The sequence below is a fragment of the Streptomyces sp. NPDC127129 genome (assembly GCF_042671585.1).
In the GTDB taxonomy this organism is placed as follows: domain Bacteria; phylum Actinomycetota; class Actinomycetes; order Streptomycetales; family Streptomycetaceae; genus Streptomyces.
The window spans coordinates 285342-311584 of sequence record NZ_JBHXTV010000006.1 but is presented as its reverse complement, the minus strand read 5'-3'; the positions used below and the strand labels follow the sequence as shown (position 1 = coordinate 311584).

Annotated in this window: 27 protein-coding genes and 1 riboswitch; of the genes, 19 read left to right on the top strand and 8 right to left on the bottom strand. The window is 72.4% G+C overall.

What is annotated here, in order from left to right; translation table 11 throughout:
* Nucleotides 1–112: 112 nt before the first annotated feature.
* Nucleotides 113–574, top strand: coding sequence for an SCO4225 family membrane protein (locus ACFVGW_RS14455; protein WP_385852177.1), 462 nt, complete (start codon nucleotides 113–115; stop codon nucleotides 572–574).
* Between the two features lie 262 nt (nucleotides 575–836).
* On the opposite strand, the gene ACFVGW_RS14450 is transcribed toward ACFVGW_RS14455, so the two are convergent.
* Nucleotides 837–2105 (bottom strand): ATP-binding protein, encoded by a 1269-nt coding sequence (locus ACFVGW_RS14450; RefSeq protein WP_385852176.1) that lies wholly within the window; start codon nucleotides 2103–2105, stop codon nucleotides 837–839.
* A gap of 255 nt (nucleotides 2106–2360) precedes the next feature.
* Here ACFVGW_RS14450 and ACFVGW_RS14445 point away from each other — a divergent pair, with 255 nt between their 5' ends.
* Both ACFVGW_RS14445 and ACFVGW_RS14440 read left to right on the top strand, forming a co-directional pair.
* Nucleotides 2361–2918, top strand: a complete 558-nt coding sequence (locus ACFVGW_RS14445; RefSeq protein ID WP_385852175.1) for a DUF5994 family protein — start codon at nucleotides 2361–2363, stop codon at nucleotides 2916–2918.
* A 126-nt stretch (nucleotides 2919–3044) separates the two neighbouring features.
* Nucleotides 3045–3311 carry a hypothetical protein gene (locus ACFVGW_RS14440; RefSeq protein ID WP_385852174.1) on the top strand — a complete coding sequence of 89 codons (267 nt, stop codon included), beginning with the start codon at nucleotides 3045–3047 and terminating at the stop codon, nucleotides 3309–3311.
* Nucleotides 3312–3354: 43 nt separating this feature from the next.
* Here ACFVGW_RS14440 and ACFVGW_RS14435 read toward each other — a convergent pair whose 3' ends face one another.
* Complete coding sequence (locus ACFVGW_RS14435; protein ID WP_385852173.1) at nucleotides 3355–4146, bottom strand: hypothetical protein; 792 nt, start codon at nucleotides 4144–4146, stop codon at nucleotides 3355–3357.
* A gap of 381 nt (nucleotides 4147–4527) precedes the next feature.
* Here ACFVGW_RS14435 and ACFVGW_RS14430 point away from each other — a divergent pair, with 381 nt between their 5' ends.
* From ACFVGW_RS14430 to ACFVGW_RS14400, 7 genes are all read left to right on the top strand, one after another.
* The gene (locus tag ACFVGW_RS14430; protein ID WP_383222567.1) at nucleotides 4528–4731 is read left to right on the top strand and encodes a cold-shock protein; all 204 of its coding nucleotides are present in this window, start codon (nucleotides 4528–4530) and stop codon (nucleotides 4729–4731) included.
* A gap of 302 nt (nucleotides 4732–5033) precedes the next feature.
* Nucleotides 5034–6569 (top strand): DEAD/DEAH box helicase, encoded by a 1536-nt coding sequence (locus ACFVGW_RS14425; RefSeq protein WP_383308742.1) that lies wholly within the window; start codon nucleotides 5034–5036, stop codon nucleotides 6567–6569.
* Nucleotides 6570–6592: 23 nt separating this feature from the next.
* Nucleotides 6593–7003, top strand: coding sequence for a CBS domain-containing protein (locus ACFVGW_RS14420; RefSeq protein WP_385852172.1), 411 nt, complete (start codon nucleotides 6593–6595; stop codon nucleotides 7001–7003).
* A 49-nt stretch (nucleotides 7004–7052) separates the two neighbouring features.
* Nucleotides 7053–7364 carry an SCO5918 family protein gene (locus tag ACFVGW_RS14415; RefSeq protein WP_383222573.1) on the top strand — a complete coding sequence of 104 codons (312 nt, stop codon included), beginning with the start codon at nucleotides 7053–7055 and terminating at the stop codon, nucleotides 7362–7364.
* 213 nt (nucleotides 7365–7577) lie between these two features.
* A complete protein-coding gene (locus ACFVGW_RS14410) occupies nucleotides 7578–7916 on the top strand; it encodes a MerR family transcriptional regulator (protein WP_383224069.1) in 339 nt (112 codons plus the stop codon).
* 197 nt (nucleotides 7917–8113) lie between these two features.
* Nucleotides 8114–9142: a helix-turn-helix domain-containing protein gene (locus tag ACFVGW_RS14405; protein ID WP_385852171.1), complete on the top strand. Its 1029-nt coding sequence runs from the start codon at nucleotides 8114–8116 to the stop codon at nucleotides 9140–9142.
* An 85-nt stretch (nucleotides 9143–9227) separates the two neighbouring features.
* Nucleotides 9228–9587 (top strand): hypothetical protein, encoded by a 360-nt coding sequence (locus tag ACFVGW_RS14400; RefSeq protein ID WP_383224074.1) that lies wholly within the window; start codon nucleotides 9228–9230, stop codon nucleotides 9585–9587.
* Nucleotides 9588–9654: 67 nt separating this feature from the next.
* Here ACFVGW_RS14400 and ACFVGW_RS14395 read toward each other — a convergent pair whose 3' ends face one another.
* The gene (locus ACFVGW_RS14395; protein ID WP_352187358.1) at nucleotides 9655–10551 is read right to left on the bottom strand and encodes an RNA polymerase sigma-70 factor; all 897 of its coding nucleotides are present in this window, start codon (nucleotides 10549–10551) and stop codon (nucleotides 9655–9657) included.
* A 62-nt stretch (nucleotides 10552–10613) separates the two neighbouring features.
* Nucleotides 10614–11831 (bottom strand): NAD(P)/FAD-dependent oxidoreductase, encoded by a 1218-nt coding sequence (locus tag ACFVGW_RS14390; protein WP_385852170.1) that lies wholly within the window; start codon nucleotides 11829–11831, stop codon nucleotides 10614–10616.
* Nucleotides 11832–12071: 240 nt separating this feature from the next.
* Here ACFVGW_RS14390 and ACFVGW_RS14385 point away from each other — a divergent pair, with 240 nt between their 5' ends.
* Nucleotides 12072–12713, top strand: coding sequence for a TetR/AcrR family transcriptional regulator (locus ACFVGW_RS14385; protein ID WP_383224081.1), 642 nt, complete (start codon nucleotides 12072–12074; stop codon nucleotides 12711–12713).
* A 77-nt stretch (nucleotides 12714–12790) separates the two neighbouring features.
* Here ACFVGW_RS14385 and ACFVGW_RS14380 read toward each other — a convergent pair whose 3' ends face one another.
* A complete protein-coding gene (locus ACFVGW_RS14380; RefSeq protein WP_383291006.1) occupies nucleotides 12791–13270 on the bottom strand; it encodes an SAM-dependent methyltransferase in 480 nt (159 codons plus the stop codon).
* Between the two features lie 166 nt (nucleotides 13271–13436).
* Here ACFVGW_RS14380 and ACFVGW_RS14375 point away from each other — a divergent pair, with 166 nt between their 5' ends.
* The 4 genes from ACFVGW_RS14375 to ACFVGW_RS14360 all read left to right on the top strand — a co-directional run bounded on the left by ACFVGW_RS14375 (nucleotide 13437) and on the right by ACFVGW_RS14360 (nucleotide 15628).
* Complete coding sequence (locus ACFVGW_RS14375; RefSeq protein WP_385852169.1) at nucleotides 13437–13847, top strand: VOC family protein; 411 nt, start codon at nucleotides 13437–13439, stop codon at nucleotides 13845–13847.
* A 27-nt stretch (nucleotides 13848–13874) separates the two neighbouring features.
* On the top strand, nucleotides 13875–14423 hold the full coding sequence (locus tag ACFVGW_RS14370) for a helix-turn-helix domain-containing protein (RefSeq protein ID WP_385852168.1): 549 nt from the start codon (nucleotides 13875–13877) through the stop codon (nucleotides 14421–14423).
* Entirely contained in the window at nucleotides 14420–15043 is a 624-nt protein-coding gene (locus ACFVGW_RS14365; RefSeq protein ID WP_383291000.1) for a glyoxalase, read from the top strand. The genes ACFVGW_RS14370 and ACFVGW_RS14365 overlap by 4 nt, the downstream gene beginning before the upstream one ends.
* A gap of 129 nt (nucleotides 15044–15172) precedes the next feature.
* Nucleotides 15173–15628: an iron chaperone gene (locus tag ACFVGW_RS14360; protein ID WP_383224091.1), complete on the top strand. Its 456-nt coding sequence runs from the start codon at nucleotides 15173–15175 to the stop codon at nucleotides 15626–15628.
* A gap of 46 nt (nucleotides 15629–15674) precedes the next feature.
* Here ACFVGW_RS14360 and ACFVGW_RS14355 read toward each other — a convergent pair whose 3' ends face one another.
* Nucleotides 15675–15974, bottom strand: a complete 300-nt coding sequence (locus tag ACFVGW_RS14355) for a hypothetical protein (RefSeq protein ID WP_383224093.1) — start codon at nucleotides 15972–15974, stop codon at nucleotides 15675–15677.
* Between the two features lie 237 nt (nucleotides 15975–16211).
* Here ACFVGW_RS14355 and ACFVGW_RS14350 point away from each other — a divergent pair, with 237 nt between their 5' ends.
* Nucleotides 16212–16907 carry a PP2C family protein-serine/threonine phosphatase gene (locus tag ACFVGW_RS14350; RefSeq protein WP_385852247.1) on the top strand — a complete coding sequence of 232 codons (696 nt, stop codon included), beginning with the start codon at nucleotides 16212–16214 and terminating at the stop codon, nucleotides 16905–16907.
* Between the two features lie 3 nt (nucleotides 16908–16910).
* On the opposite strand, the gene ACFVGW_RS14345 is transcribed toward ACFVGW_RS14350, so the two are convergent.
* Entirely contained in the window at nucleotides 16911–18326 is a 1416-nt protein-coding gene (locus ACFVGW_RS14345; RefSeq protein WP_385852167.1) for a hypothetical protein, read from the bottom strand.
* 235 nt (nucleotides 18327–18561) lie between these two features.
* Between ACFVGW_RS14345 and ACFVGW_RS14340 the strand changes: the two genes are divergently transcribed.
* The 3 genes from ACFVGW_RS14340 (at nucleotide 18562) to abc-f (ending at nucleotide 22343) form a co-directional block, all read left to right on the top strand.
* Nucleotides 18562–19521, top strand: coding sequence for a D-2-hydroxyacid dehydrogenase family protein (locus ACFVGW_RS14340; RefSeq protein ID WP_385852166.1), 960 nt, complete (start codon nucleotides 18562–18564; stop codon nucleotides 19519–19521).
* A 146-nt stretch (nucleotides 19522–19667) separates the two neighbouring features.
* A complete protein-coding gene (locus ACFVGW_RS14335; protein ID WP_385852165.1) occupies nucleotides 19668–20621 on the top strand; it encodes a nucleoside hydrolase in 954 nt (317 codons plus the stop codon).
* 141 nt (nucleotides 20622–20762) lie between these two features.
* Entirely contained in the window at nucleotides 20763–22343 is a 1581-nt protein-coding gene (gene abc-f / locus ACFVGW_RS14330; RefSeq protein ID WP_385852164.1) for a ribosomal protection-like ABC-F family protein, read from the top strand.
* Between the two features lie 103 nt (nucleotides 22344–22446).
* Here abc-f and cobN read toward each other — a convergent pair whose 3' ends face one another.
* Complete coding sequence (cobN, locus tag ACFVGW_RS14325; RefSeq protein WP_385852163.1) at nucleotides 22447–26055, bottom strand: cobaltochelatase subunit CobN; 3609 nt, start codon at nucleotides 26053–26055, stop codon at nucleotides 22447–22449.
* A 36-nt stretch (nucleotides 26056–26091) separates the two neighbouring features.
* Nucleotides 26092–26231, bottom strand: a riboswitch (cobalamin riboswitch).
* Between the last annotated feature and the right edge of the window lie 12 nt (nucleotides 26232–26243).

The window sequence follows — 26243 nt, the reverse complement described above, 5'->3', positions numbered from 1 at the left end:
CGACCAGGTACGGGGAGAGGGCGGGGTTGAGTAGGTGTACTCAGGCGGCGTGAGGCGCGCTCTTCGAGACTCATCCCCAACACCGGGAACGGGAAGAGGGACGGGGAGCGCGATGCAACGCCGCTGGTCGAAGGTCGAGATGTGGGTGCCCGGCAGTTACCTGGCCCTGGTGCTTGCGATGCAGCTCTGGGTGGTCGTGGACAGCCGGACCGGGGGCGGCGGCTTCGCCGGGGTCTGGCCGCTGCTGGCCACCGCGCCGGTCAGCCTCCTGGTCCTCGGGCTCTTCGGCCCGGCGAAGAACGCGAGCGCGGCGGACCCTGCCCCGGACGTGGCACCCCACTACGGCTCGCAGCCGCCCACCCCCCTGCCGCCGGAGTTCCCCTCCGAGACCGCTCCCCTGCCGGCCGACTGGACCCCGGACACCACCATGGCCGCGGAGCCGGACATGTGGGACGTACTCGGCTTCCACGGGGCGATCCTGGTCGGCGCCCTGGTCAACGCCGCCGCGATCTGGGCCTTCGTACGCTTCCTCGTCCGGCGCCCCCGGAGCTCCGCACGGCTCGCCGGAGCCTAGGGTCTTTCGTTTGGATCAGGCCGGATCAGTGAGCGGGGTCTGGTGCCGTGGATCGCAAGGCGGAGGAGGGAGGCATGGCGGAGCCATGCCGACCGACGACGACGCGGCGAGGCGCGGCACCAGGGCACGCGAGCCCGGCAAGATCCAAACGAGAGGCCCTGGCCGGGCCGTCTCCTTCAGATCTCGTCCGCCGAGCCCGTGGCGTCGGCGGCGCACCGCGGGCGCCGGCTGTGCTGTGACGGCCGCTCTCTGCGGAGGGGGTCTAGATGCGGGCGAACTTCTCGGTCTGGTGGACCAGTTCCGTGGCCATGGTGGCGCTGACCGTGGGCCTGGTTTCGTCGATCGTGCGCAGGTAGTCCTCGGTGGTGGGGCGGGCCCGGGCTCCGGTGTCGAAGGTGCGCTCGAACTGGACTTGGGAGACGGTACGCGCCACATGGGCGATGTCGGCGGGGGTGAACCCCTCGCTGGCGGACGCCAGGCCCGCGCTGTCGGCCTCCGCGCCGGCTCGGGTCAGGTAGCTCTCCCACAGCGCGGTCCTCGCGCGGTGGTCGGGCGGGCCGATCGGCAGCACGTAGTCGAAACGGCCGTGCCGCAGAAACGCGGAGTCGAGCGTGGTCACGTCGTTCGTGGCGCAGACGAGCAGCCGCCCGTCCTGGCCCCGGAACCGGACGATCGCCTTGAGCAGTTCGTTGACGACACCGACCGCGGTCGCGTCCGCACCGCTCCGGGTCCCCGCGATCTCCTCGACCTCGTCGATGAAGACCAGGACGTGGTCGAGCCGGGCGATCTCGTCGAAACGCCGGTTCAGCCCACTGGCCAGCCCGTACTCGGCGGCCAGCCGGGCGGGGAACAGTTCGAGGAACGGCCATCCCAGGCGGCTGGCGATCGCATGCGCGAACGTGCTCTTCCCAGTCCCGGGCGGCCCGAACAGCATCACCGCCCGCGGCGGCTCCACCCCGTGCTGGGCTGCCATTTCGGGATGGGCCAGTGGCAGGACCAGGCGCCGCTCGATGAGTTCCTTCTCCTTCTGCATTCCCGCGACCTTCTGCCACAGTCCTCCGGGTGGCAGCTCCGCTCCCAGCGACGCGAGCATGCTGACCGCCTTCGGGGTCACTCGCCCGCGCTTCTCGAAGAAGATCAGACCCGGGCGGGCGCCGAAGCCGCAGTTGTGCAGGGCGGTGGCACCGGTCTCGCCGTCGGGCAGGACCGCGTGCACCGTTCGGACTCCGTCGGCGAACAGCCGGTGCTCCAGGGCCGTGATCAGGTCGCTGCCCAGCCCCTGGTGCCGCCAGGCAGGCGCCATGCTGATGCGCAGGATCCACGCCCGGTCACCCTCCACCCTGCTCACGGCGGCACCGACCACCTCCTCGTCCGCGGTGGCCACCACCGCCGGGTGGAGAGCCTGGAGGGCCGCCACCGCGTCCGAGAGCGGAAAGAGAGGCGGCTCCTCGGCCGTGGCGCTCTCCGCGTCGACTCGGAGCACCGCTTCGAGATCGTCCTGGGCGTAGTCCCTGACACGCCAACCCGTCATGGTCAGCTCCGCGTGATCGGCCGTACTCCCATCATCGGCCGACGTGCGCGGGACACGCACGCCGGGCGACCGGGCCGTGGCGCCAGGCGGTGCCCTTGTGGAAGTCATCCGGGCGGAACGGCTCGTCGGACCCCCGCGCGGAGTAGGCTGAACGTACCGGGAGTAACTCGAACACCCGCTCCCACGCGGACGTCGTTTCCGGCGATCAAGACACTGGGCCGTCCTGCAGGGCGGCCCGGAGACGGGTCCGCGATCATGACCTCCTTCGCACCCCTTCTTTCGGCACGCCTGTCGCTGACGCCGAAGACCACCCTCGCCGGCCTTCTGGACGGCGCCTGGTGGCCTCGCTCGCGTGACCTCGCCGTCGAACTTCCGCCCTTGGCCGACGCGCTGGAGCGGCACTACGGACGCATCACACGCGTCACGGTGAACCCCACCCGCTGGCCCGTCGTTCCGCACACGGTTTCCGCCACCGGGCACACCGTGCACGTCGGTTGGTTCACCGAGCAGGATCCCGACAAGATGATCCTGCTCTCCTACAGCGTCGGGCGCTGCGACCTGCTGGTGATTCCGCCCGAGACCGAACCCGCCGCAGCCGCCCGGCTCATGACCGCCGCGACCCTCCCCGGCAGCACCCTCACCGCCGGTGTCCTGATGTCCGACGAGGCCGCGACCGGCCGCCGTATGCGCGACTCCCGGAGCAGCGAGGACGCGTGGGAGACCGAAGGCGGGGCCGCGCTGCCGCCGCTCCGGCACCCGGTCGTCGGAGCACGGATGATCGCCCTGCCGCTGCCGGGGAACCGGCGGAGGTGACGCCATGGAGACCTCCATCGCGCTCACGGCAGTCGCCCTGCTCGCGCTCGGCCGCGGGAATGGCACCCGATACCCGGGACAACCCACCCGCCGGCCTCTCGCTCACCTGTGAAAGGACCACACCCCGTGCACCCCGCCGACCCATTGATCCTGCCCTCGGCCGGCCTCGCCGAGATCCGCATCGTCGCCGCGACCCCCGAAGCCGCCCGGGCGGTCGCCCAGGTGATCCGCCGCTCCTTCGCCGGGGCCGAACAGCGCAGTTACCCCGTTCCCGAAGGCGGCACACGGCTCCACCTCACCGTCGACACCGGATCCGCCGCGGAGCCCACCGTCTCCTGGCTCGCCAGCAGCGGGCCGTCGGCTCACGCCGGCACCCACGTCGACGAGGTGTGAGGAGTGTCGGCCGTTCCTCACCCGGGGGCCGCTCCTAGCGACGTCACGTCGCCGCCCTGTGCTGGTGGCCCACGTCGCGTGCGAGGTCCAGTCCGAGGACGCGGTCGAGAAAGGCGAACGTCTCGAACTTGGCCCCGGCCGGCACGTCGGCGCGCCCCGCGACGGTGCCCAGCATGCTCAGGACAGCGGGGACGCCGAGATCGTCAGCCAGCACCGCATGGGCGTGTCGCAGCAGATCGGCAGGGACCGGGCGGGAAGGCTCCTCCGCCCAGTCGGCCACCCGTTGCCGCCACACCGCCAGCCTCCGCCCGGCTTCGTCGAGTTCAGCGCCGGTGACCGTGACCGGCGTGCGGTAGGCGTGGCCGAGCATCAGCATCCTCAGGGCCAGCGGATCGGCCCCCTCCGGGACAAGGGCGGTGTCCTTCTCCCGGGACGCCTGTTCGACCTGGCCCACGTCGACCCGTGCCCCGTCGACCGCGTCCCGCGCGGCGGTCCCGCACGCGTCCACGTGTACGTCGGCCGCGGCGCGGAGTGGTCCGCCCGGACGGTGGCCACCGACGGCGGAGAACGGGTGGACGCCAAGGGCGGACATGGCGCCATCAAGCGTCCGGGCCCGCTCGGGCGGCAGGTCCGGCGCGGCAAGGAATGCGCGGGACTGCAGGCCGTGCAGCTCCGCCGTCCGCGCCAGTACGTCACCGATCAGCAGCGCCCGCAGGCCCGCCATGCCGATCCCGGCGTCGCCGGCCGGCAGGTGTACACAGATGCTCAGCAGATGGCGGCTCACGGAAGGAATCTCCACGAGGCGACCGGTGCGGGCGTCGACGATACGCAGCATGCTGCGGAGGCTAGTCGTGGAGATCCCCCGCGAAGCGGCGACGCGGCGGAGGCTCCCACCGGCCTCCGTACCGACGAAACGCTGCGCCCGGGGCAAAGGAATACCTGTGCTCGCGGTCCGAGAATTTGACGGCCCACTCGAGGAGAGTTTTTACCGCGGCTCACCGGGAGAAAATTCTCGACGCACACAGACCACGGCGGCGTGCTACTGTCGAAGTCAGTTGCAGTTTTGGTACCCAAAGACTTCAAGCGCCTCGATGCGGCCTCCGCGCCGCAGGGAAGCGCTTTGTATTTCCGGTCATTTTTCCGGGCAGGGCATCATCGCAGCGACATGGTATCCGCAAAGTGCGGATACCGGCGTACTGCCCAGAGGAGATATGACATGGCTGCTGGTACCGTGAAGTGGTTCAACGCGGAAAAGGGATTCGGCTTCATCGAGCAGGACGGTGGCGGCCCCGACGTGTTCGCCCACTTCTCGAACATCGCCACCCAGGGCTTCCGCGAACTGCAGGAAGGCCAGAAGGTCACCTTCGACATCGCGCAGGGCCAGAAGGGCCCGACGGCCGAGAACATCGTTCCCGCCTGAGACCCGCACGCAATTCGCAGCTGGGGCCCGCATCCCTCGGGGTGCGGGCCCCAGCTGCACGCGTTCCGCAGCACTTTCACCTGCGGAACACGATCTTCAGGGAATACGGCTCGGGGGAGCCGTTCCCGTCGAGGCACTGGATCCGCGCCCACGCATCCGCACCTTTTCCGCCTGCGCCGCCGCTGATTCCTCGCGGGCCAAGTCCGCCTTCGCATTCCATTCCGGCCCGTGCCTGTAATTCCCCGCGCTGCTCATACGCTGCCGGAATTCCTCGATACGCGCCGTATCGAGGAAGGTTCTGAATGAACCCCACACGCACGAACAGCCGTTCCTCCCGCGCCCGCCGCAAGGGCGGCCATACGTACGACTCGTCCACCGCCGGGAGTGGCCGGGGTGATCGTTCCGGTTCGTTCGGAGCGATCCGATCGGGTGCTCCGCGCCGGTCCGGCGGATACGGCAGGCGTCCCGCCGCCGTGCAGGGGGAGTTCGCACTGCCGAAGACGATCACTCCGGCACTGCCCGCCGTCGAGAGCTTCGCCGCCCTGGCCCTGGACCGGCGTCTCCTGGCCGCGCTCACCGCGGAGGGCGTGTCCGTCCCGTTCCCCATCCAGGGTGCGACGCTGCCGAACTCCCTGGCCGGCCGTGACATCCTGGGCCGCGGCCGGACCGGCTCCGGCAAGACCCTCGCCTTCGGCCTGGGCCTGCTGGCCCGCACCGCCGGGCAGCTCGCCGAGCCCCGCCGGCCGCTCGCCCTGATCCTGGTCCCGACACGGGAACTCGCCCAGCAGGTCGCCGATGCCCTCACCCCCTACGCCCGTGCCGTGAAGCTGCGCCTGGCCACCGTCGTCGGCGGAATGCCGATCGGCCGGCAGGCGAACGCGCTGCGAAGCGGTGTCGAAGTCGTCGTGGCCACCCCGGGCCGCCTCAAGGACCTCGTCGACCGCGGCGACTGCCGGCTGAACCAGGTCGCCATCACCGTCCTGGACGAGGCCGACCAGATGACCGACATGGGCTTCCTGCCCCAGGTCACCGGCCTCCTGAACCAGGTCCGGCCCGAGGGCCAGCGCATGCTGTTCTCCGCGACCCTGGACCGCAACGTCGACCTCCTGGTCCGCCGCCACCTCACCGACCCCGTCGTCCACTCCGTGGACCCCTCCCAGGGCGCGGTCACGACGATGGATCACCACGTCCTGCACGTGCACGGCGCCGACAAGCAGCGGCTGACGACGGAGATCGCTGCGCGTGACGGCCGGGTGATCCTGTTCCTGGACACCAAGCACGCCGTGGACCGTCTCACGGAGGATCTCCTGAACCGTGGAGTCCGCGCCGCGGCCCTGCACGGAGGGAAGTCGCAGCCGCAGCGGGCCCGCACCCTGGCCTGGTTCAAGACCGGGCACGTCACCGCCCTGGTCGCCACGAACGTCGCGGCCCGCGGCATTCACGTCGACCACCTCGACCTCGTCGTCAACGTGGACCCGCCGACCGACCACAAGGACTACCTCCACCGTGGCGGCCGTACCGCGCGAGCCGGCGAGTCGGGCAGCGTCGTCACCCTGGTCACCGCGGACCAGCGCCGCGACATGACCCGCCTCATGACTGCCGCCGGAATCGCGCCCGAGATCACCCAGGTCCGGTCCGGCGACCAGGTGCTCGCCCGGATCACCGGCGCGCGCACCCCCTCCGGCATTCCCGTGAAGATCACCGCGCCGCCCGCCGAGCCGCGCAAGCGCAGCACGGCCTCCCGCGGTCGACGGCGTCCCGCCCCCGCGGCGAGGCGCGCCGGCGCGCGGCCTTCCGCCGACACGGCGGAACGCGGCGTCACGAGAGCCGGAAACTGACCCATCTCCTCAGGAGGCACGCCATGACGCCGGTCCAGATGCAGCCCCGTCCGACGCACCCCGCCCCCACGCAGCCGACGGCGGCCGACGGCGTGAACACGTCGGCCGGACCGTCGGTCTGCGACGACATGACCGTGGAGGTGGCCCTGGCCGTCATGGCCGGGGCCCACACCGGGCACCTGTTCCTCTGCGACAACGACGACGAGTACACCGGCCTGGTCACCCGGGCCCAGCTCACCACCGTCCGCGAAAGCTCCGCCTACACGGACCGGCTCCGACTGCGCGACCTCTCCGGCGACAGCGGGCCGTTCACCCCGGCCTTCACCTCGACGCCCACGCGGGCTCCACGCCCACGCGGGGTCGTCACCCCGTCCGTCGTGGGTGAACAGGACGACGCCCCGGGCACCCCCGCGCCGGCCCTCGTCCTCGCGTGAACCGCCCCACCACGGCGGAACCATCTTCTTCCTCTCCCTGTGAGGCATCGTGCGCTGTGTCATCGCCCGCTTCCCCTTCGAGCTCACCAAGAGCGGTGTCCTGGACTCCATGAAGGGAGTCACACCCGAGGAGATCACCGGCGAGTCCGTGATCATCGGTCGCCGCGCCTACCCCGCCAAACAGGTCGGCCAGGTGATCACCCGCCAGGACCGCCGCGACTTCACCGCCCGTGAAGTCGTCCGCGCCATGACCGAGCTCGGTTTCACCTGTCGCGGCCTTCCCCCGAACACCGCGCGCACCGACGGTCTCGACCCCCTCCGGCACGCGTCGGCGACGCTCGGCTCCCCGGCGGCGGCCTGAGCGCGGTCCACGGGCGAGGGCGAGCTGACACTCGGCCGGCCGAGAGGGCCCGACCGGCACCCGCCGGTCGGGCCCTCTCGCGTATCGGCGGGTGGGTTCCACCCCCGGCGTGAGGTCGGTGATCGGGGCCGGCAGGTGGTGTAGTAGTCCCGTCGGGGCCGAGGTGCCTGTACGGCGCCACGGCCCCTCCACGCGTTTCACGGAGAGGTGCAAATGACAGCAGACGACTCGTACGACCGTCTCGAGGACGACGACTACCCCGCCTACACCATGGGCCGAGCCGCCGACATGATCGGCGCCACCCAGGGGTTCCTCCGCGCCATCGGCGAAGCCCGCCTGATCACACCGCTGCGCTCCGAGGGCGGCCACCGCCGCTACTCCCGCTACCAATTGCGCATCGCCGCCCGCGCCCGCGAACTCGTCGACCAGGGCACCCCGATCGAGGCCGCCTGCCGCATCATCATCCTCGAGGACCAGCTCGAAGAGGCCCAGCGCATCAACGCCGAATACCGCCGCGCCGCCGAATCCGACACGCCGTCGGACCCGGCGTGAGGTGACTGCACCCGGTGCAGGCCTCGGCGCCACGGCCGTCGCGGGCACGACCGCGAGCGAGTCCGGAACCGCCTCCGGACGCGGATGCCGGAACGGAGGCCCGCCACGCCGGTCGTGGGTCTTCCGGGATCATGTGACGGACAGTTCGACGGGCTGGTTCGTCGTCACGTCAGGGCAGGGGTCGCATGGGAGTGCTGGTGGCGTCGGATGCCGACGTGGCGCGCGAGGACAGGTTCGAGTGGTTCTGCGAGGCGGTGTCCAGCGATGTGATGCCGGTCCTGCTGAACACTCGGAGCAGGACCGACTTCCGCGCGAGCATCGCGGATCTGGACCTCGGCGTCGTGCGGCTGTCCACCGTGGCGTGCTCACCGGTGTCCTCGCGCCGCACCGCGGTCCATGTCCGGCGCGGTGACCCCGAGCACCTGCAGCTGGCACTCGTCACCCAGGGCGCTTTCAGGATCTCCCAGCGGGGCAGCGAGTCCGTGGTGGCGGGCGGACTCGTCCTCACCGACACCTCCCGGCCGAGCGAGGGGGCCAGTCTGGACGGGCAGGTCGAGGCGGTCGTGCTGCAGATTCCCCGTCCCGCCCTGGCACTGCGCCCCGACCGGGTGGACCGGCTCCTCGCACGGAACCTGGCGGCGGACGTGGGGTCGGGGGCGATCCTCGCCGACTTCCTGAAGACGCTCCTCGCAAACGGTCCGCACTGTCGCCCGGAGGAGCTGCGCGCGATGGGGTCCGTCGCCCTCGACCTCGCCACGGCGCATCTCGCGCGGCAGCTCGGTGACCCCGGCGAGGCTCCTGCCGAGGCCCGTGCGCAGGAGATGCTGCAGCGGATCCACCGTTTCATCGAGAACAACCTCGGGGACCCGGGCCTGACTCCTCAGGTGATCGCCGACCGGCACGGGTTGTCCCTGCGGAGTCTCCACGCCCTCTTCGCCGACCAGCCGCTGACCGTGGCCGCCCACATCCGCCACAGCCGTCTGGAGCGCGCCCGTGCCGACCTCGCGCGCGGGGAACTGAGCGGTCAGCCCGTGCAACTGATCGCGGCCCGTTGGGGGTTCTCCAGCGGGACCGCCTTCAGCCGCGCGTTCCGCGAGGCGTACGGGATCACCCCCTCCGAACACCGGTCGTCGTCGCCGGTCCCCGCCGCACGCGCCGCACGCGGTGCGCGCGGTGCACAGAAACTCTGCACGTCACGCACACCACCGCGCGCCGGGCGGACCTAGATTCTCCGCTGCCGGGGAACACCGCCGCAGCGAGAACGCGGCGGCGGTGGCCCGGTGAAAGCGGTCCGAGACACCAAGGGGAAGCATGAGCATGCGCAGGAAGATCGCCACGACCGTCGGAGCAACGGCACTGGCGTTCGCGGGAATTCTCGGCACCGCCGGTCAGTCCTTCGCCGGCTCCAACGGCCAGGTGCTCCAGTTCTACGACAGGGAGGGCAAGACCTACTCTCTCTACGTCGTCGGTACGAATCAGAACGGCCAGCGGGTCGACGGCTGCTTCCAGACGCCCTCCACCTTCACCCTGCTCTCGGGCTATTGGTGGAAGGGGGCCGTCAGCTACATGGGCTTCGAGAGGGCGAACTGCACCGGCCCGACCACCGGCGCCGTCGACGGATGGGTTCCCACGTACCAGGAGCACCAAGACGTCTACACCATCAGCCTCTGACCGCCGCCACCCCGACAGAAGCCCCAGGTCCAACGGCCTGGGGCTTCTGCCGTGCGAGGGGGCCGGTTCAGCGGAGGGTGAGAGGGGTCTCCGACTCCACGTGGGAGAGCTTCTCGGGGTTCCGGACGTAGTAGAGGCCCGTGATGCGGCTGTCCTCGACGTGGATCGCCATGATGCCGTCGAGCTCGCCGTCCAGGTGGACGAGGAGGGCCGGGCTGCCGTTGATCACCGTGAAGGCGACCTCCATGGGGAGCTTGTTCTTGCCGAGGCCGCCCAGCATGAAGCGGGTCACCTTGTCCGCGCCGGCGATCGGGCGGAGCGCGGCCTGCTTGATGCCGCCTCCGTCGCTGACCAGGACGACCCCCGGGGCGAGTACGTCGAGAAGGCCCTGCGGGTTGCCCGTCTCGAGCGCCTGGCGGAACGACTCCAGAGCCGTCCGGGCCACGCTCGGCGAGACCGCCTGGCGGGGGCGCCGGGCGTCGACGTGGCGGCGGGCGCGGTGGGCGATCTGGCGGACCGCCGCCGGGGTCTTGTCGACGGCGGCGGCGATCTCGTCGTAGCCCAGGTCGAAGGCCTCGCGCAGGACGAAGACGGCGCGCTCGGTCGGTGCCAGCGTCTCCAGGACGAGCATCATCGCCATCGACACGCTCTCGGCGAGCTCGACGTTCTCGGCCACGTCGGGCGCGGTGAGCAGCGGCTCCGGAAGCCAGTTGCCGACGTACGCCTCCTTGCGGCGCTGCAGCGTGCGCAGCCGGTTGAGCGACTGCCGCGTCGTGATCCGGACCAGGTAGGCGCGCGCGTCGCCCACCTGTTCCAGATCGACCTTGACCCAGCGCAGCCAGGTCTCCTGGAGGACGTCCTCGGCGTCGGCGGCCGAGCCGAGCATCTCGTACGCGACGGTGAAGAGCAGGTTCCGGTGGGCGACGAACGCCTCGGTCGCCGGGTCGGTGGCTTGCTCGTCCATGTGCATCCTCGTCAGGGTCCTTTACGTCGCAGGGTGTTCGCGGGGCGCTCGCGGGTGCTCGCTCAGACTCCGGCCCGCTGGGCCGGGGCCGGCGTCCCGGTCCGCTCGGCGGCCGCCGCCTGGAGCTGCCGCTCGCGCGTGCCTCCTCCCGAGGCTCGGTGCAGGCGGTACGAGCCGGGCTTGCCCGCCTCGTCGGCCAGGTGCCTGACGACTCCCACGCACACGAGTTCCTTGAGCTTCGCACCCAGTCGGCCGTCGACCTTGAACCAGACGGCGACGTCGGTCCGCTTGGCGAACTGGAAGATGCCGTCGCCCCGGCCCAGGCTGATGCACTGCGCGGCGAACGACTGGTTGAGGGTCTCGGGCCGCTCCCCCGCGATCCGGCTGAGCACCGTGTCGGCGGCCCGCGCGCCCATCGGCATCGCGGCCTGGCAGCTCATCCGCAGCGGCAGGTCCGAAGGCGCCGCCGAGTCCCCCGCCGCGATGATGCGCTCGTCGTCGATGCTGGTCAGCGTCTCGTCCGTACGCAGACGGCCCAGCGCGTCGGTGCTCAGACCGCTGCGCACGGCCAGGTCCGGTACGCCGAAGCCGACGGTCCAGATCGTCACCGCGCTCGGCAGCTCGCGGCCGCCGCTGAGCGTGACCGCGTCACGCGTCACGGCCGTCACTCTCGTGTCGGGGCCGTCGAGGACGGTCACCCCGAGCCCGGCCAGCCGCTTGGCGACCGAGCGCCGGCCCCTCGGGTGCAGGTACGGGCCGAGCACCCCGCCGCACACCAGGGTGACGGCGCGGCCCGCCTCCGCCAGCTCCGCGGCGGTCTCGATACCGGTCGGCCCGGCTCCCACCACCGTCACCGCGGCCGTCGCGGGCGCCGCGTCGAGGACCGGGCGCAGCCGCTCGGCCTCCTCGAAGGTGCCGATGGGGTAGGCGAATTCGGCCGCCCCGGGCACGCTCGGGTCGGCGCTGCCGCTGCCCACCGCGTAGACCAGGTAGTCGTAGGAGACCGTGCCGCCGGACGCCAGGGCCAGCTTGCGTCCGGCCGCGTCGATCCGGGTCACGGTGTCGGCCACCAGCCGTACGCCCTCGCCCAGGACCTCCCGGTAGTCGACGACCGCGCCGTCCGTCCCGCCCACCAGCTGGTGCAGGCGGATCCGGTGGACGAAGCTCCGGCGCGGGTTGATCAGCGTGACCGTCACGTCGCCGCGCCGGGTGAGGCGGTTGGCCGCCATGACGCCCGCGTACCCGCCGCCGATCACGACCACTTCGGTGTTCTCGCTCATGGTGTGTCCTCCGCTTCAAGGGGTTCGACTTCAGGGGGTCGACTTCAGGTGTTCGACCTCAAGACACCGGTGACCCGGTTTTTGTGACACGTAGGGCCATGTGACCCGCACGACATCCGAGTTCGGTTCACGCCAGTGCGCTCATTGCACTGCTGTGCAGCGACTGCACGAAGATATACTTACGGCCTGAGGGGGCGTCAAGACCCCGCCGGAACACCCGCCCCGGGAGGACAGGGCACGATGACGCAGGACGATCCGGCCCGCCGTGGCGGCCGCGAGGCGCAGCGCCGCCGCACCCGTAAGGCGATCGTCGACGCGGCGGTCCGGCTGAGCGCCGGCGGAGCGACGCCGTCCATCGACGAGATCGCGGCCGCCGCCGACGTGTCACGCCGCACGGTCTACACGTACTTTCCGAGCCTCGACCACCTGCTGATCGACGCGACCGCCGGCGCGCTCAACGAGCCCCCGGTCGAGCAGGCGCTCGCCGATCCCGCGATCGCCGGCGACGCCGCGGCCCGGGTGGACGCCCTCATAAGGACGCTGTTGACGTACTCACCGCAGTCACTGCCGCTCGGCCGCCGGCTGATCCGCCTGACCGTCGACCTGCCGGCGGGCGAGACGCCGGAGCCGCCCGCCCCGCGCCGCGGACCCCGCCGGATCCAGTGGCTGGAGCAGGCCTGCGAGCCGCTCCGCGACACCCTGAGCCCGGAGTCGTACCAGCGGCTGATCTCGGCCCTGACCATCGTGGTCGGCTGGGAGGCGCAGATCGCTCTCCGCGACGTCCGCGGCCTCGGCCCGGAGGCCGAGGAGGAGGCCATCACGTGGGCGGCACGCGCCCTGGTGGAGGCGGCGATCAGGGAGCACGAGGCGGGCACCCGGTAGGACCCGCCGTCACGTCGGGCCGGTGAGGAAGAGCTCTGTCCGCGTCGGTTCGCGGCGTGCGGGGAAACCCGGCTCTCTCAGTAGTACTCGCGCATGATCTCGGTGGCCCAGTCCGGCTGGGTGACGGTGCCGCGGGGGCCGAACTCGGTCATGTACGGCTTGAGATCGAGGACCGGGGTGCCGTCGACGGCGTCGAGGCCCCGCACGTGGACGTCGCGTCCGTCGACGCGCACCAGACGGCAGCGGGAGACACCGAGCCGGTTGGGGCGGTTCTTGCCCCGCTGGGCGAAGATGCCGACCAGCGGCCAGTCGGTGTTGTTGCGCGGGTGCCGGGCCCCGGTCTGCACCTTCTCCGCCGGCACCCGGTCGAAGTGGTAGACGACCTCCACGTGCGAGAAGGAGTCCAGGCCCGCGAGCGCGTCCGGCCCGAAGCGCTCGTCCAGCCGGATCACCGCGGAGACCTCCCCCCATTCGTCGTCACGGACCTCGGCCCGCCCGCCGACCACCCGGCCGATCGGATCCGAGACGACCTCGACGGCGGACGTGCGCTCCGGCATGTGGTGCTCCGTTCACGGGAAGGGAGTGATCGGCGTCCACGGTACTCACCGCTTTGACGGAGCTCTGTCATCAGGACAGCGACCGGACGACTCCCGGACGCCGACGCGCCACCGGCCGTCAGGAATCGAGAAGCGGCGGACCACCCGCCCAACTAGCGTGGTGAGCATGGACATCACCATTCACACCACCGTCCTCCCGCACGACGACCCCGACGCCGCCGTGGCCTTCTACCGGGACGTGCTCGGCTTCGAGGTCCGCAGCGACGTCGGGCAGGGCAGGATGCGCTGGATCACCGTCGGCCCCGTCGGACAGCCCGGGACCTCCATCCTTCTCGCGCCGCCCGCCGCCGACCCCGGGATCACCGAGGACGAACGGCGCACCATCACCGAGATGATGGCCAAGGGCACGTACGGGTGGATCCTGCTGGCCACTCCTGACCTCGACGGCGCCTTCGAGAAGGTGCAGGCCGGGGACGTCGACGTCGTGCAGGAGCCGACCCTGCAGCCGTACGGCGTGCGGGACTGCGCGTTCCGTGACCCCGCGGGCAACCTCGTCCGCATCCAGGAAATCCGCTGAGCCGTCCGGCCGAAGGGAGTTCCACCCATGTGCCATCCCGCGTGGAGGCATGCACGCGTCGCGGCGCAGCACCTGAAGGACCTCGCACGGCTGCGCCGTGTCCGCGACCGGATCGACCGGGAGTACGCGCGGCCCCTGGACGTCGACGTCCTCGCCCGTGACGCCGGCATGTCTCCCGGACACCTCGGCCGTCTGTTCCGCCAGGCTTACGGCCGGTCGCCCTACTCGTACCTGATGGCGCGGCGCGTCGAGCACGCGACGGTGCTCCTGCGCCGGGGCGATCTCGGCGTCGCCGAGGTGCGCTCCCTGGTCGGCTGCTCCTCACCCGGCGTCTTCGGCGCGCACTTCGCCGAGCGGGTCGGCATGGAGCCAGGCGTCTACCGGCGCCGGGCGGCGGCCGGTGCGCCGGAGGCGCCGTCGCGCGTGCAGCCGTCGCGCGTGCAGCCGTCGCGCGGGCAGCCCTCGCTCGTGCGGCCGTCGCACGGGCAGCCCTCGCACGGAACGAAGCGGTCCGCCGAACCGGTCAGCTTTCGAGAAGCACCGGCGGCCCTGCCGTCACTAGCGTGGCATTCATGAACTCCATCGACACCGTCACCCTGGAGGTGGCCGACACCACGGCCGCCGAGCGCTTCTACACCGCCTTCGGTCTGGGCGACCAGGTCCGCCTGCGGGCCTCGGACGCCCCGACGACCGGCTTCCGCGGTTTCTCGCTGTCGCTCACGGTCTCCCGGCCGGCCGACGTCAAGGCCTTCGCCGAGGCCGCCCTCGACGCCGGCGCCACGGCGCTGAAGCCCGTCTCGAAGTCCTTCTGGGGCTACGGCGGCGTCGTCCGGGCGCCCGACGGCACGATCTGGAAGATCGCCACGTCGGAGAAGAAGGACACCGGCCCCGCCACGGGGCGGATCGACCAGATCGTGCTCCTGCTCGGCGCCGCGGACGTGACCGCGAGCAAGCAGTTCTACGTCGAGCACGGCCTCACCGTGGCGAAGAGCTTCGGCCGCAAGTACGTCGAGTTCGCCGCGGGGTCCGGCCCCGTCAAGCTCGCCCTGTACGGCCGCCGGGCCCTCGCCAAGGACGTCGGCGTCCCCGTCGACGGCACGGGCTCGCACCGGCTCGTCCTCGGCGGCGGAACCGAGGCCTTCACCGACCCGGACGGGTTCGCCTGGGAGCCCGCCCCGGCCACCAGCCGGATCTGACGCGCAGCACCCCGACCTGATCAGCACCCCGGCCCGATCGGCACGACGAGCACGACCAGCACGACCAGCACGACCAGCACGGAGAACCGACCCGCCCCGACCCGACCAAGCACCGCGAGAGGACCCGCCATGAAGAGCACCGACTCGGCCGCCGCGTCGTACGACGGCTTCACGGACGACGAGCGGGGCGCGATGAAGGAACGCGCCCAGGAGCTGAAGAAGGCCGCGCGACGCAGCCCGCGCGCGGCCAAGGCGGACGGCGAGAGCGAGGTGCTCGCGAAGATCGCCGAGATGCCGGAGGCGGACCGCGTCCTCGCCGAGCGGATCCACGCCGTCGTGAAGGCCGCCGCGCCGGAACTCACGCCGAAGACCTGGTACGGGATGCCCGCGTACGCCAAGGACGGCAAGGTCGTCTGCTTCTTCCAGAGCGCGGCGAAGTTCAAGGCGCGCTACGCCACGCTCGGCTTCAACGACCCCGCCAACCTCGACGAGGGCACCATGTGGCCGACCGCCTTCGCCCTGACGCGGCTCACCGCCGACGACGAGGCGTTCATCGAGGCGCTGGTCAAGCGCGCGGCGAGCTGAGGCAGGTCCCTGCGCGACCGAGGCCGTCCCGCCGGCGCCCGTCCCGTCAGGGCGCCAGGCGGACGAAGGCCACCTCGAAGTGGTCCACCGAGACCACCCGCTGGCCCTCCCGCTGGGACGACTCGTCCCGTACCCGCGCCGCCGGCTCCTCGCTCTCCAGCATCGACGCCTCGTCCTCCCACAGGGTCAGCGACCTCGCCTTCCCCGTCACCCGGTCCACGAGGTAGTACGCGCCCCGGAATCCCGGAAGGTTCTCGACCCGCTGGACGATCACCTCCGACTTGGCGGCCAGGTCGCCCTCCGGCGGTACCGGTGACCCCTGGTAGGTGCTCAGCCTCGCGAACATCGGCGGACGTCCTTTCCTCGGCCTTCCCCTGCGGGCGGGCGGCTCAGGACCAGCCTGCGACGGCGGGGCGCGCGCCGCATGCCGGGTCGTCCGCACGAGACACGGGCCGCCCGCACGGGACACGGCCGCCCGCACAGGACACGTCGCGGGATCGCGGGAGAATGGGGTACGGGGCACGAGGAGGCGGATGCCGTGGCGTCGTACATCGCCGTGACCGCCCTCAGCCACACCGGGCTGATGCGCGAGCACAACGAGGACAGCCTCGTCGTCGGGCCGTGGACCTTGTGCGGGACGGTGACCGACACCCCCCAGACCCTGGTCTTCCCGCCGGACCGACCGCTCCTCGTCGCCGTCGCGGACGGGCTCGGCGGCCAGCCGGCCGGTGAGGTGGCCAGTGCCCTGGTCGTCCGCCGGCTCGCGGGTCTCGGCCCCGCGCTCGACGGTCCGGAGACGGTCGGCGAGGCGCTGGCCCTCTGCAACCGTGCCGTGTACGCGGCCGCCGAGGGCCGTCCCGAGCTGGCCACCATGGGGACCACCGTCGCGGGCACGCTCGTCCTGGAAGGGTCGCTGCTGTCGTTCAACGTCGGCGACAGCAAGGTCTTCCACGCGGCCGGGGACGGACTGCGCCAGGTCAGCGTGGACGACAGCCCGCCGCCCGCGCCCGGGCACCGCACCACGTCGGCCGTCACCCAGACCCTCGGCGGCAGCCCGGCGTACAACCCGGTCGCCCCGCACGTCGCCGCCTTCCCGCTCTCGCCGGGCGACCGCTACCTCGTGTGCAGCGACGGGCTCACCGACCCGGTGCCCGAGGACGAGATCGAGGAGCTGCTGCGGGTCCACGACGACGGCAAGGCGGCCTTCGAGCTGTGGAAGGCCGCCATCGACGCCGGCGGGCCGGACAACATCACCATCGCCCTCGTCCGGATCGGCTAGTGATCACGGACTCCCGCCGCCGGGAACCTCCGCCGGGCGGGACGGCCCGTCCGGCGTACCCGGCCCGTCCTCCGTGCCCGGCCCGTCCGGGCCGTTCCCCGTGCCTGGCCCGTCCCCCGTACCCGGCCCGCCCTCCGTGCCCGGCGTGACCTGCGCGTCCGGGTCGTCCGCCAGGAACTCCGCCACCGCCAGCGCGAACAGGAGCGCCAGCGCCAGGCCGAGTACCACCCATCCCGTGGGGTAGCTCCAGAGGACGTACGCGAGGATCGCCGCCGCCACCAGGATCCAGGTGATCCACACCCGGTGCCGCCGCACGAACGGGCCGACCGGGCCCGTACGCATGCCGACCCGGTCGGCCGTCGCGCGGGTCGCGGCGATGCCCGAGTGCCAGAGGTCGCGGACCACCGTGGCGGACCGGCCGGGCCCGGACAGCCAGGCCGCGACGGCGAGCACCACACCGAGGGTCACGACCATCCGGACCGTCGTCCGCAGGAGCCGGACCAGGGCGTCGTAGACGGAGCCGGCCGCGGCCTGCGAGACGGTGTCGGGCAGGGCGTTGAGATAGACCGTACGGAACACGGTGAGGCCGATGCCGAGGACCAGCGCCGCCGCGGCGAAGCCGAGGGCCGCGGCGATCAGGGAGCGGCGGCGGTGGGCGGAGAGCAGGACGCCGCCGGCGGCGAGCAGGACGGCGATGACGGGCAGCCAGAAGCCCATGAGTTCGAGCAGCCGGAAGCCGGTCTTCACCTTCCCGATGTCGTCGGACTTGAGGACCGTGAAGTCGGTGTGGACCTCGGGGATCTTCTCCGCCACCGTGAGGCCGGAGTCGACGAGGCGGGTCTTGACGCGTTCGATGACGGGCGCGAGGTCGACCGTCACCGTGTCGTTCTTGATCTGCACCGCGCCTTCGCCGCTGCCGGTGAGCGCGCGGACGACCGACGTGTGGATCGCCCGGTTGGCGTCGGTCCACACGGTCTCGAAGGCGTCGGAGGCGACGACCTCCTGCGTCTTCTCGTGGACGAAGCTCCGGACCGCGCCTTCCAGGGAGTCGCCGAGACGGCCCAACGCCTTCTCCAGGAGCGGGCGCTGCTCCGGAGCCACGCCTTCCAGAAGGGACTGGAGGTCGATGTGTTCCATGACCGCGCCGGTGACCCGGTTGGCGACGGCGGCCTGGACGTCGGGGTCGGAGGCGAGCGGGGCGACCGTTTCGACGTAGCGGTCGGTGTCGCCGATCGTGTCGGCCGTCCAGGCGGCGACGATGCCCAGCGGGGCGAGGACGCAGCCGAGGACGATCAGGAGCGCGGCGAAGAAGGACCGCAGCCGGTGGCGGCGCACGGGCGGCCGCGCCGCCTCCGCCTCCAGCGCGGCGACCCGCGCCCGTAGGGCTTCCAGTTCGCGGTCGGATTCCGGTGTGTTCATCGGCGTACCGTTTCGTCGGTCTTCAGGCCTCGACGCTCGCGTCGTGTGTCCCGCCTCCCGAGCGCTCACTGGCACAGGCACGGGCACGGGTGCAGATCAGGGCAATTCTCCGAGCGGCCGGCGGGTTTGTCGCTCGGAGCGGGGCCGTTCGGAGCGCGTCACCCGGGTGCCGCAGCAACGCGGGGCCGGGCCGGGGCCCCTGTCGTACGATCGGCCGCCGCGCGATCATGGGGCCATGAAGCCGCGCTGTGCCGTACTCGACGACTACCAGGGCGTCGCCCTCTCCTCCGCCGACTGGAGCCCGCTCGCCGACCGCGTCGACGTGCGCGTCCTGCGGGAGCACCTGACCGACCGGGACGCGCTGGTCGCGGCGGTCGAGGACTGCGAGATCCTCGTCGTCATGCGCGAGCGGACGCCGCTGGACGCCGAACTGCTCGGCCGGCTGCCCCGGCTGCGGCTCGTGGTCACCTCGGGGATGCGCAACGCCTCCATCGACCTGACGGCGGCGGCCGCCCTCGGGATCACCGTCTGCGGTACGGCCAGCAGCTCCGAACCGCCCGCCGAGCTGACCTGGGCGCTCATCCTGGGCCTGGCGCGGCAGGTACGGGCCGAGGCACAGGCGCTGCGCGAGGGCGGGCCCTGGCAGTCGACGGTCGGAGCGGACCTGTCCGGGCGGACGCTCGGGCTCGTGGGCCTCGGCAAGATCGGCGGCCGGGTCGCCCGGGTCGGGCTCGCCTTCGGCATGGAGGTCGCCGCCTGGAGCCCGAACCTGACGGCGGAACGGGCGGCGGAGCACGGGGTCGCGTACGTGCCGGACCGGAGGGCACTGATGGAGCGCGCGGACGTGGTGTCGCTGCACATGGTGCTCTCCGAGCGGACCCGCGGGCTGATCGGGGAGCCCGAACTGCGGGCGATGCGCCCGTCGGCGTACCTGGTCAACACCTCGCGGGCGGGCCTGGTCGACGGCGAGGCGCTGCTGCGGGCGCTGCGCGAGGGCTGGATCGCGGGCGCCGGACTCGACGTCTTCGCCACCGAACCGCTCCCGGCCGAGGACCCCTTGCGCACCCTGCCGAACGTCCTGGCGCTGCCGCACCTGGGGTATGTGACGCGCGGCAACTACGACCGCTACTTCGGGCAGGCGGTGGAGGACATCGAGGCGTACCTGGCGGGCACGCCGGTACGGACTCTGGGGTAGCGGCGGCGCGCGGCTGAGGGGGAGCGCCGGCGCGCGACTCCGGAGTGGCGGTGGCGCGCGACTCCGGGGTAGCGGCGGCGCGGGGCGGCTCGTCGTCCGCGGCATGGAGTCGTGACGGTGGGGCGGCCGTATGGGACGGTGGACGTATGCCCGTACCCGTGATCCTCGACTGCGATCCCGGTCACGACGACGCGTTCAACATCCTGCTGGCCGCCGCTCATCCGGCCGTCGACCTGCTGGCCGTGACCACCGTGGCGGGCAACCAGACGGTCGAGAAGACCACCCTCAACGCCCGCCGGGTGTGCGCCGTCGCCGGGATCCGCGGGGTGCCGATCGCGGCCGGGCGGGACCGCCCGCTGCACGGGCCGCCGCTCGTCGCCGAGAACATCCACGGCGGCTCGGGACTCGACGGCCCCGGCTTCGGCGACGGCGAGCCGGACGTCCCGCAGGACCCGCGGGACGCCCGCACCCTGATGCGGGACACCCTGCTCGCGCACCCCGCACCCGTGACGCTGGTGCCGACCGGACCGCTGACCAACATCGCCACCTTTCTGCTCGCCCACCCGGAACTGACCCCGCGGATCGAGCGGATCGTGCTGATGGGCGGCTCGACGGGGCGCGGGAACACCACCCCGGCCGCCGAGTTCAACATCCTCTGCGACCCGGAGGCGGCGGACATCGTCTTCTCCAGCGGGCTGCCGATCACGATGTTCGGGCTCAACGCCACCCACCAGGCGCGCGCGACCGCCGACGTCGTCTCCCGGATCGCGGCGCTCGGCACGCCGCTGTCCAAGCTCTGCGTCGAGCTGCTGACCTACTTCGCCGGTACGTACCGCGAGGTGTTCGGCTTCGACGCGCCGCCGCTGCACGATCCGCTGACCGTGGCCCATCTGATCGACCCGTCGCTGATCAGCCTGGTGCGGGCGGCGGTGTCGGTCGAGCTGACGGGCACGTACACGCGGGGCGCGACGGTGGTGGACCTGCTCGGTGTGACGGGCCGTCCGGCCAACGCGGAGGTCGGCATGGAGGTCGACGTCGCGGGATTCTGGGAGCTGATCGTGGAGGCCGTGCGGGTGCTGGGCGAGCGCTCCCGGGACTGACGAGACGGAGCGTCTTGCACGTCGGCGCGGGATCCTTTATCGTCGAGCACACGAGACGAGACGTCTCGTATCGTCACCTCAACCGGCGCCGTCCGGCAGCGGCCGACGCCCTCCCCCGTCCCCGACGCGAAGGATCCCCACTTGTTCCGAGTCCAACTCACCGACGTCACCAAGCGCTACGACGACCGGCTCGTCCTCGACCGCGTCTCCCTCACCGTGCGGCCCGGCGAGCGCGTCGGCGTCGTCGGCGACAACGGCTCCGGGAAGTCCACCCTCCTCCGGCTCCTCGCCGGCCTGGAGACCCCCGACAACGGCACCGTCGCCGTCGACTCCCCCGGCGGTCTCGGACACCTCGCCCAGACCCTGGACCTCCCGGGCACGGCGACCGTCGGCGACGCGATCGACCTCGCGCTCGCCGACGTACGGAAGCTGGAGCGGGCGATCCGGGAGGCCGAGGCGGCGCTCTCGCGCACCGGGGACCTCGGCGGCTACGCCGCGCTGCTCTCCGCGTACGAGGCCCGCGGCGGACGGGACGCCGACCGGCGGGTGGAGACGACGCTCCGCCGGCTCGGCGAGCGCGAACCGCTCGACCGCGACCGCACCCTGGGCACCCTCTCGGGCGGACGGCGCTCACGCCTCGCGCTCGCCGCGACCCTCGCCTCCGACCCCGAACTGCTGCTGCTCGACGAGCCGACCAACGACCTCGACGACGAGGCCGTGACCTGGCTGGAGGAGCGGCTGCGCACCCACCGGGGAACGGTCGTCGCCGTCACCCACGACCGGGCCTTCCTCGACGGGGTCACCACCGCCGTCCTGGAGGTCGACCACGAGCTGCGGACGGTACGCAGGTACGGCAACGGCTACGCGGGCTATCTGACCGGGCGGGCGGCCGAACGGGCCCGGTGGGAGCGGGAGTACGAGGAGTGGCGGACCGAGACCGCACGCCACTCGGCGCTCGCCGACACGAACATCGACCGCTTCGCCGCCATTCCGCGCAAGGCCCCGGCCGCGTTCAGCGGAGCGGGCGCGTTCCGGGCCCGGTCACGGTCGCACGGCGCGATGAGCAGGATCCGGGCCGCCCGGGAGAAACTCCACCGGCTCGACCGGAACCCGGTACCACCGCCCCCGGAGCCGCTGCGGTTCACCGCGGACATCGAGGGCGACCCGGGCGCGGTCGCGCTGACGGACGTACGGGTGGAGGGCCGGCTGCACCTGGACTCCCTGCACCTGGCCCCCGGCGAACGCCTCCTGGTCACCGGCCCGAACGGCGCGGGCAAGACCACGCTGCTCAAGGTTCTCGCGGGCGAACTCGCCCCGGACGGCGGGACGGTGACGGTCCCGCCGCGGGTCGGCATGCTCCGCCAGGACGGTGCCCCGCCGGACGACCCGCGCACGGTCGCGGCGGCGTTCGGCCCGGGCCGGGAGGAGGAGCTGCTCCGGCTCGGGCTCTTCGCGGCGGCCGATCTGGCCACGCCTGTAAGGGAGTTGTCGACGGGCCGGCGCCGCAAGCTGGAGCTCGCCCGCCTGGTCAGCCGCCCGACGGACCTGCTCCTCCTCGACGAGCCGACCAACCACCTGGCCCCCGGCCTCGTGGAGGAACTGGAGGCCGCACTCGCCACCTACCCGGGCACGCTGATCGTGGTCACCCACGACCGCCGCATCCGGAAGTCCTTCCCCGGCCGCCGCCTCGAACTGGCCCCGGCGCACACGGCCCGGGTGTAGGACGTCGGCCGCCGGGATCAGGCATCGGCCGCTCGGCTCCGGCGCAGGACCCAGTCGCTCGGCTCCGGCGCCGGGCGCAGCCACTCGGCTCCGGCGCCGGGCGTCAGCCGTCGGCGCCGTCCTCCAGGTCGCCCTCCGTGTCCAGGAAGACCTGGCGCAGGGCGGCCAGGGTCTGCGGGTCCGGCTTCTCCCACATGCCGCGCGACTCGGCCTCCAGGAGGCGTTCGGCGATGCCGTGCAGGGCCCAGGGGTTGGCCTCCTTCAGGAAGGCCTGGTTCTCCGGGTCCAGGACGTACGTCTCGGTCAGCTTGTCGTACATCCAGTCGGCGACCACGCCCGTCGTCGCGTCGTAGCCGAAGAGGTAGTCGACCGTCGCCGCCAGCTCGAACGCGCCCTTGTAGCCGTGGCGGCGCATCGCCTCGATCCACTTCGGGTTGACGACCCGGGCACGGAAGACCCGCGAGGTCTCCTCGACCAGGGTCCGCGTGCGGACCGTCTCCGGGCGGGTGGAGTCGCCGATGTACGCCTCGGGGGCCGTGCCCGTCAGCGCGCGAACGGTCGCCACCATGCCGCCGTGGTACTGGAAGTAGTCGTCCGAGTCGGCGATGTCGTGCTCTCGCGTGTCCGTGTTCTTCGCGGCCACCGCGATCCGCTTGTACGCCGTCTCCATCTCCGAGCGCGCCGGACGGCCCTCCAGGCCACGGCCGTACGCGTACCCGCCCCACACCGTGTACACCTCGGCGAGGTCCGCGTCCGTGCGCCAGTCGCGCGAGTCGATCAGCTGGAGGATGCCCGCGCCGTACGTACCCGGCCGCGAGCCGAAGATCCGGGTCGTGGCACGCCGCTCGTCGCCGTGCTCGGCCAGGTCGGCCTGCGCGTGCGCCCGTACGAAGTTCTCCTCGGCCGGCTCGTCCAGCGAGGCCGCCAGCCGTACGGCGTCGTCGAGAAGCCCGATGACGTGCGGGAAGGCGTCCCGGAAGAAGCCCGAGATGCGGAGCGTGACGTCGATGCGCGGGCGGCCCAGCTCGGCGAGCGGAACCGGCTCCAGACCGTTCACCCGGCGCGAGGCGTCGTCCCAGGTGGGGCGGATGCCCAGCAGGGCGAGGGCCTCGGCCACGTCGTCGCCCGCCGTGCGCATCGCGCTCGTGCCCCACAGGGAGAGACCGACGGAGGTCGGCCACTCCCCGTTGTCGGAGCGGTAGCGCTCCAGGAGCGAGTCGGCGAGCGCCTGGCCGGTCTCCCACGCGAGGCGGGAGGGGACGGCCTTGGGATCGACGGAGTAGAAGTTCCGGCCGGTCGGCAGCACGTTGACCAGGCCGCGCAGCGGCGAGCCGGAGGGCCCCGCCGGGACGAAGCCGCCGTTCAACGCGTGGACGGCGTGGGTGAGTTCGTCGGTCGTGGCGGAGAGCCGCGGGACGACCTGCTCGCAGGCGAAGCGGAGGACGGCCTGGACGTCGGGACCGTACGCGGCGGCGACCGCCGGGACCGCGTCCACGGACCAGTCCGCCGCCTCCATCGCCTCGACCAGCTCGCGCGCCGTCGCCTCCGCCTCGTCGGCGGTGGTCCGCGTCGCGGCGGACTCGTCAAGACCCAGGGCCTCGCGGAGACCCGGCAGGGCCTGCGTACCGCCCCAGATCTGCCGGGCGCGCAGGATCGAGAGCACCAGGTTCACACGCTCGGGACCGGCCGGCGCCCCGCCGAGCACATGCAGACCGTCCCTGATCTGGGCGTCCTTGACCTCGCACAGCCAGCCGTCGACGTGCAGCAGGAAGTCGTCGAAGCCGTCGTCCTCCGGGCGGGCCTCCAGGCCCAGGTCGTGGTCGAGCTTCGCCGCCTGGATCAGCGTCCAGATCTGCGCGCGGATCGCGGGCAGCTTGGACGGGTCCATGGAGGAGATCTGCGCGTACTCGTCGAGCAGCTGCTCGAGGCGCGCGATGTCGCCGTACGAGTCGGCGCGCGCCATCGGCGGCACCAGGTGGTCGACCAGCGTCGCGTGCACGCGACGCTTGGCCTGCGTGCCCTCGCCCGGGTCGTTGACCAGGAACGGGTAGACCAGCGGGATGTCGCCGAGCGCCGCGTCCGGGCCGCAGGCGGCGGACAGGCCCGCGTTCTTGCCGGGCAGCCACTCCAGGTTGCCGTGCTTGCCGAGGTGGACCATCGCGTCGGCGCCGAAGCCGCCGTCCTCGGCGCGCGCCGCGATCCAGCGGTAGGCGGCCAGGTAGTGGTGGGACGGCGGGAGATCGGGGTCGTGGTAGATCGCGATCGGGTTCTCGCCGAAGCCGCGCGGCGGCTGGATGAGGACCAGCAGGTTCCCGCGCCGCAGGGCGGCGAGGACGATGTCGCCCTCGGGATTCCGGGACCGGTCGAGGAACATCTCGCCGGGCGCCGGACCCCAGTGCTCCTCGACGGCCTCGCGCAGCTCGGCCGGCAGCTGCGCGTACCAGCGCTTGTAGTCGGCGGCCGGGATGCGGACGGGGTTCTTGGCCAGCTGCTCCTCGGTCAGCCAGTCCTGGTCGTGGCCGCCCGCCTCGATCAGGGCGTAGATCAGCTCGTCGCCGTCCCCGGAGACCAGCCCCGGGATCTCCTCGACCGGGCCGAAGTCGTACCCCTCCTCGCGCAGGCGCCGCAGGAGCGCGACGGCGGAGGCGGGGGTGTCGAGACCGACCGCGTTGCCGATCCGGGAGTGCTTGGTCGGGTACGCGGAGAGGACCAGGGCGAGCCTCTTCCCGGCGTTCGGGATGTGCCGCAGGCGGGCGTGGCGTACCGCGATCCCGGCGACGCGCGCGGCGCGCTCGGTGTCGGCGACGTACGCCGGAAGTCCGTCCTCGTCGATCTCCTTGAAGGAGAACGGGACGGTGATGAGCCGGCCGTCGAACTCGGGCACGGCGACCTGGCTCGCGGCGTCCAGCGGGGAGAGGCCCTCGTCGTTCTCCTCCCAGGCCGCGCGCGAGCCGGTGAGGCAGAGCGCCTGCAGGATCGGCACGTCGAGGGCGGCGAGCGCGCCCGCGTCCCAGGCGTCCTCGTCCCCGCCCGCCTGCGCCTCGGCGGGCTTGGTGCCGCCGGCCGCGAGGACGGTGGTGACGATCGCGTCGGCCGTACGCAGGGTGTCGAGCAGCTCCGGCTCGGGGGCGCGCAGGGAGGCGACGTACAGCGGCAGCGCACGGGCGCCCGCGTCCTCGATCGCCGCGCAGAGCGCGTCGACGAAGGCGGTGTTCCCGCTCATGTGGTGGGCGCGGTAGTAGAGCACGGCGACGGTCGGGCCGTCGGTGGCGCGCGATTCCCGCTCCAGCGGGCCCCAGGTGGGCGCGGCGGCCGGGGCGTCGAAGCCGTGACCGGTGAGCAGCACGGTGTCGGAGAGGAACCGGGCCAGCTGCTCCAGGTTGGCGGGGCCGCCGTGCGCGAGGTAGGCGTGGGCCTCGGTGGCGACGCCGACGGGGACGGTGGAGGCCTCCATCAGCTGGGCGTCGGGGGCCTGTTCCCCGGAGAGCACGACCAGCGGCTTCTCCGTCGCCCGCAGGGCGTCCAGGCCGTCCTCCCAGGCACGCAGACCGCCGAGAAGGCGTACGAGAACGAGGTCGGCGCCGTCCAGCAGCCCGGGCAGGTCGTCCAGGGCGAGACGGGAGGGGTTGGCGAACCGGTACGCGACGGGGCCGCCGGCCGCGCGGGCGCTGAGCAGGTCGGTGTCGGAGTGCGACAGCAACAGAATTCGCATGCGTGCGCAGGCCTTCCTCGGGGTTGTCCGCGCCCCGGGTGGTCGTATGGACGGCAGGAGTTCCTGACTCACCCGGCCCCTTCCGGGGCCCGGCTCACAGTGGCGGGACCGCGCCGGATTCTCACCGGGCTTCCTCCCCGGGGTCCTGGGACCCCATGCCGTTCTGCATAGTAGATCGTGCGCTCGGC

Bases quoted from the DNA above. Each gene is read 5' to 3' on its own strand.
- ACFVGW_RS14455 (WP_385852177.1), top strand. From the start codon at position 113: ATGCAACGCCGCTGGTCGAAGGTCGAGATGTGGGTGCCCGGCAGTTAC.
- ACFVGW_RS14450 (WP_385852176.1), bottom strand. From the start codon at position 2,105: ATGACGGGTTGGCGTGTCAGGGACTACGCCCAGGACGATCTCGAAGCG.
- ACFVGW_RS14445 (WP_385852175.1), top strand. From the start codon at position 2,361: ATGACCTCCTTCGCACCCCTTCTTTCGGCACGCCTGTCGCTGACGCCG.
- ACFVGW_RS14435 (WP_385852173.1), bottom strand. From the start codon at position 4,146: ATGCTGCGTATCGTCGACGCCCGCACCGGTCGCCTCGTGGAGATTCCT.
- ACFVGW_RS14430 (WP_383222567.1), top strand. From the start codon at position 4,528: ATGGCTGCTGGTACCGTGAAGTGGTTCAACGCGGAAAAGGGATTCGGC.
- ACFVGW_RS14425 (WP_383308742.1), top strand. From the start codon at position 5,034: ATGAACCCCACACGCACGAACAGCCGTTCCTCCCGCGCCCGCCGCAAG.
- ACFVGW_RS14420 (WP_385852172.1), top strand. From the start codon at position 6,593: ATGACGCCGGTCCAGATGCAGCCCCGTCCGACGCACCCCGCCCCCACG.
- ACFVGW_RS14410 (WP_383224069.1), top strand. From the start codon at position 7,578: ATGACAGCAGACGACTCGTACGACCGTCTCGAGGACGACGACTACCCC.
- ACFVGW_RS14400 (WP_383224074.1), top strand. From the start codon at position 9,228: ATGAGCATGCGCAGGAAGATCGCCACGACCGTCGGAGCAACGGCACTG.
- ACFVGW_RS14395 (WP_352187358.1), bottom strand. From the start codon at position 10,551: ATGGACGAGCAAGCCACCGACCCGGCGACCGAGGCGTTCGTCGCCCAC.
- ACFVGW_RS14390 (WP_385852170.1), bottom strand. From the start codon at position 11,831: ATGAGCGAGAACACCGAAGTGGTCGTGATCGGCGGCGGGTACGCGGGC.
- ACFVGW_RS14385 (WP_383224081.1), top strand. From the start codon at position 12,072: ATGACGCAGGACGATCCGGCCCGCCGTGGCGGCCGCGAGGCGCAGCGC.
- ACFVGW_RS14380 (WP_383291006.1), bottom strand. From the start codon at position 13,270: ATGCCGGAGCGCACGTCCGCCGTCGAGGTCGTCTCGGATCCGATCGGC.
- ACFVGW_RS14375 (WP_385852169.1), top strand. From the start codon at position 13,437: ATGGACATCACCATTCACACCACCGTCCTCCCGCACGACGACCCCGAC.
- ACFVGW_RS14370 (WP_385852168.1), top strand. From the start codon at position 13,875: ATGTGCCATCCCGCGTGGAGGCATGCACGCGTCGCGGCGCAGCACCTG.
- ACFVGW_RS14365 (WP_383291000.1), top strand. From the start codon at position 14,420: ATGAACTCCATCGACACCGTCACCCTGGAGGTGGCCGACACCACGGCC.
- ACFVGW_RS14360 (WP_383224091.1), top strand. From the start codon at position 15,173: ATGAAGAGCACCGACTCGGCCGCCGCGTCGTACGACGGCTTCACGGAC.
- ACFVGW_RS14355 (WP_383224093.1), bottom strand. From the start codon at position 15,974: ATGTTCGCGAGGCTGAGCACCTACCAGGGGTCACCGGTACCGCCGGAG.
- ACFVGW_RS14350 (WP_385852247.1), top strand. From the start codon at position 16,212: ATGCGCGAGCACAACGAGGACAGCCTCGTCGTCGGGCCGTGGACCTTG.
- ACFVGW_RS14345 (WP_385852167.1), bottom strand. From the start codon at position 18,326: ATGAACACACCGGAATCCGACCGCGAACTGGAAGCCCTACGGGCGCGG.
- ACFVGW_RS14340 (WP_385852166.1), top strand. From the start codon at position 18,562: ATGAAGCCGCGCTGTGCCGTACTCGACGACTACCAGGGCGTCGCCCTC.
- ACFVGW_RS14335 (WP_385852165.1), top strand. From the start codon at position 19,668: ATGCCCGTACCCGTGATCCTCGACTGCGATCCCGGTCACGACGACGCG.
- cobN (WP_385852163.1), bottom strand. From the start codon at position 26,055: ATGCGAATTCTGTTGCTGTCGCACTCCGACACCGACCTGCTCAGCGCC.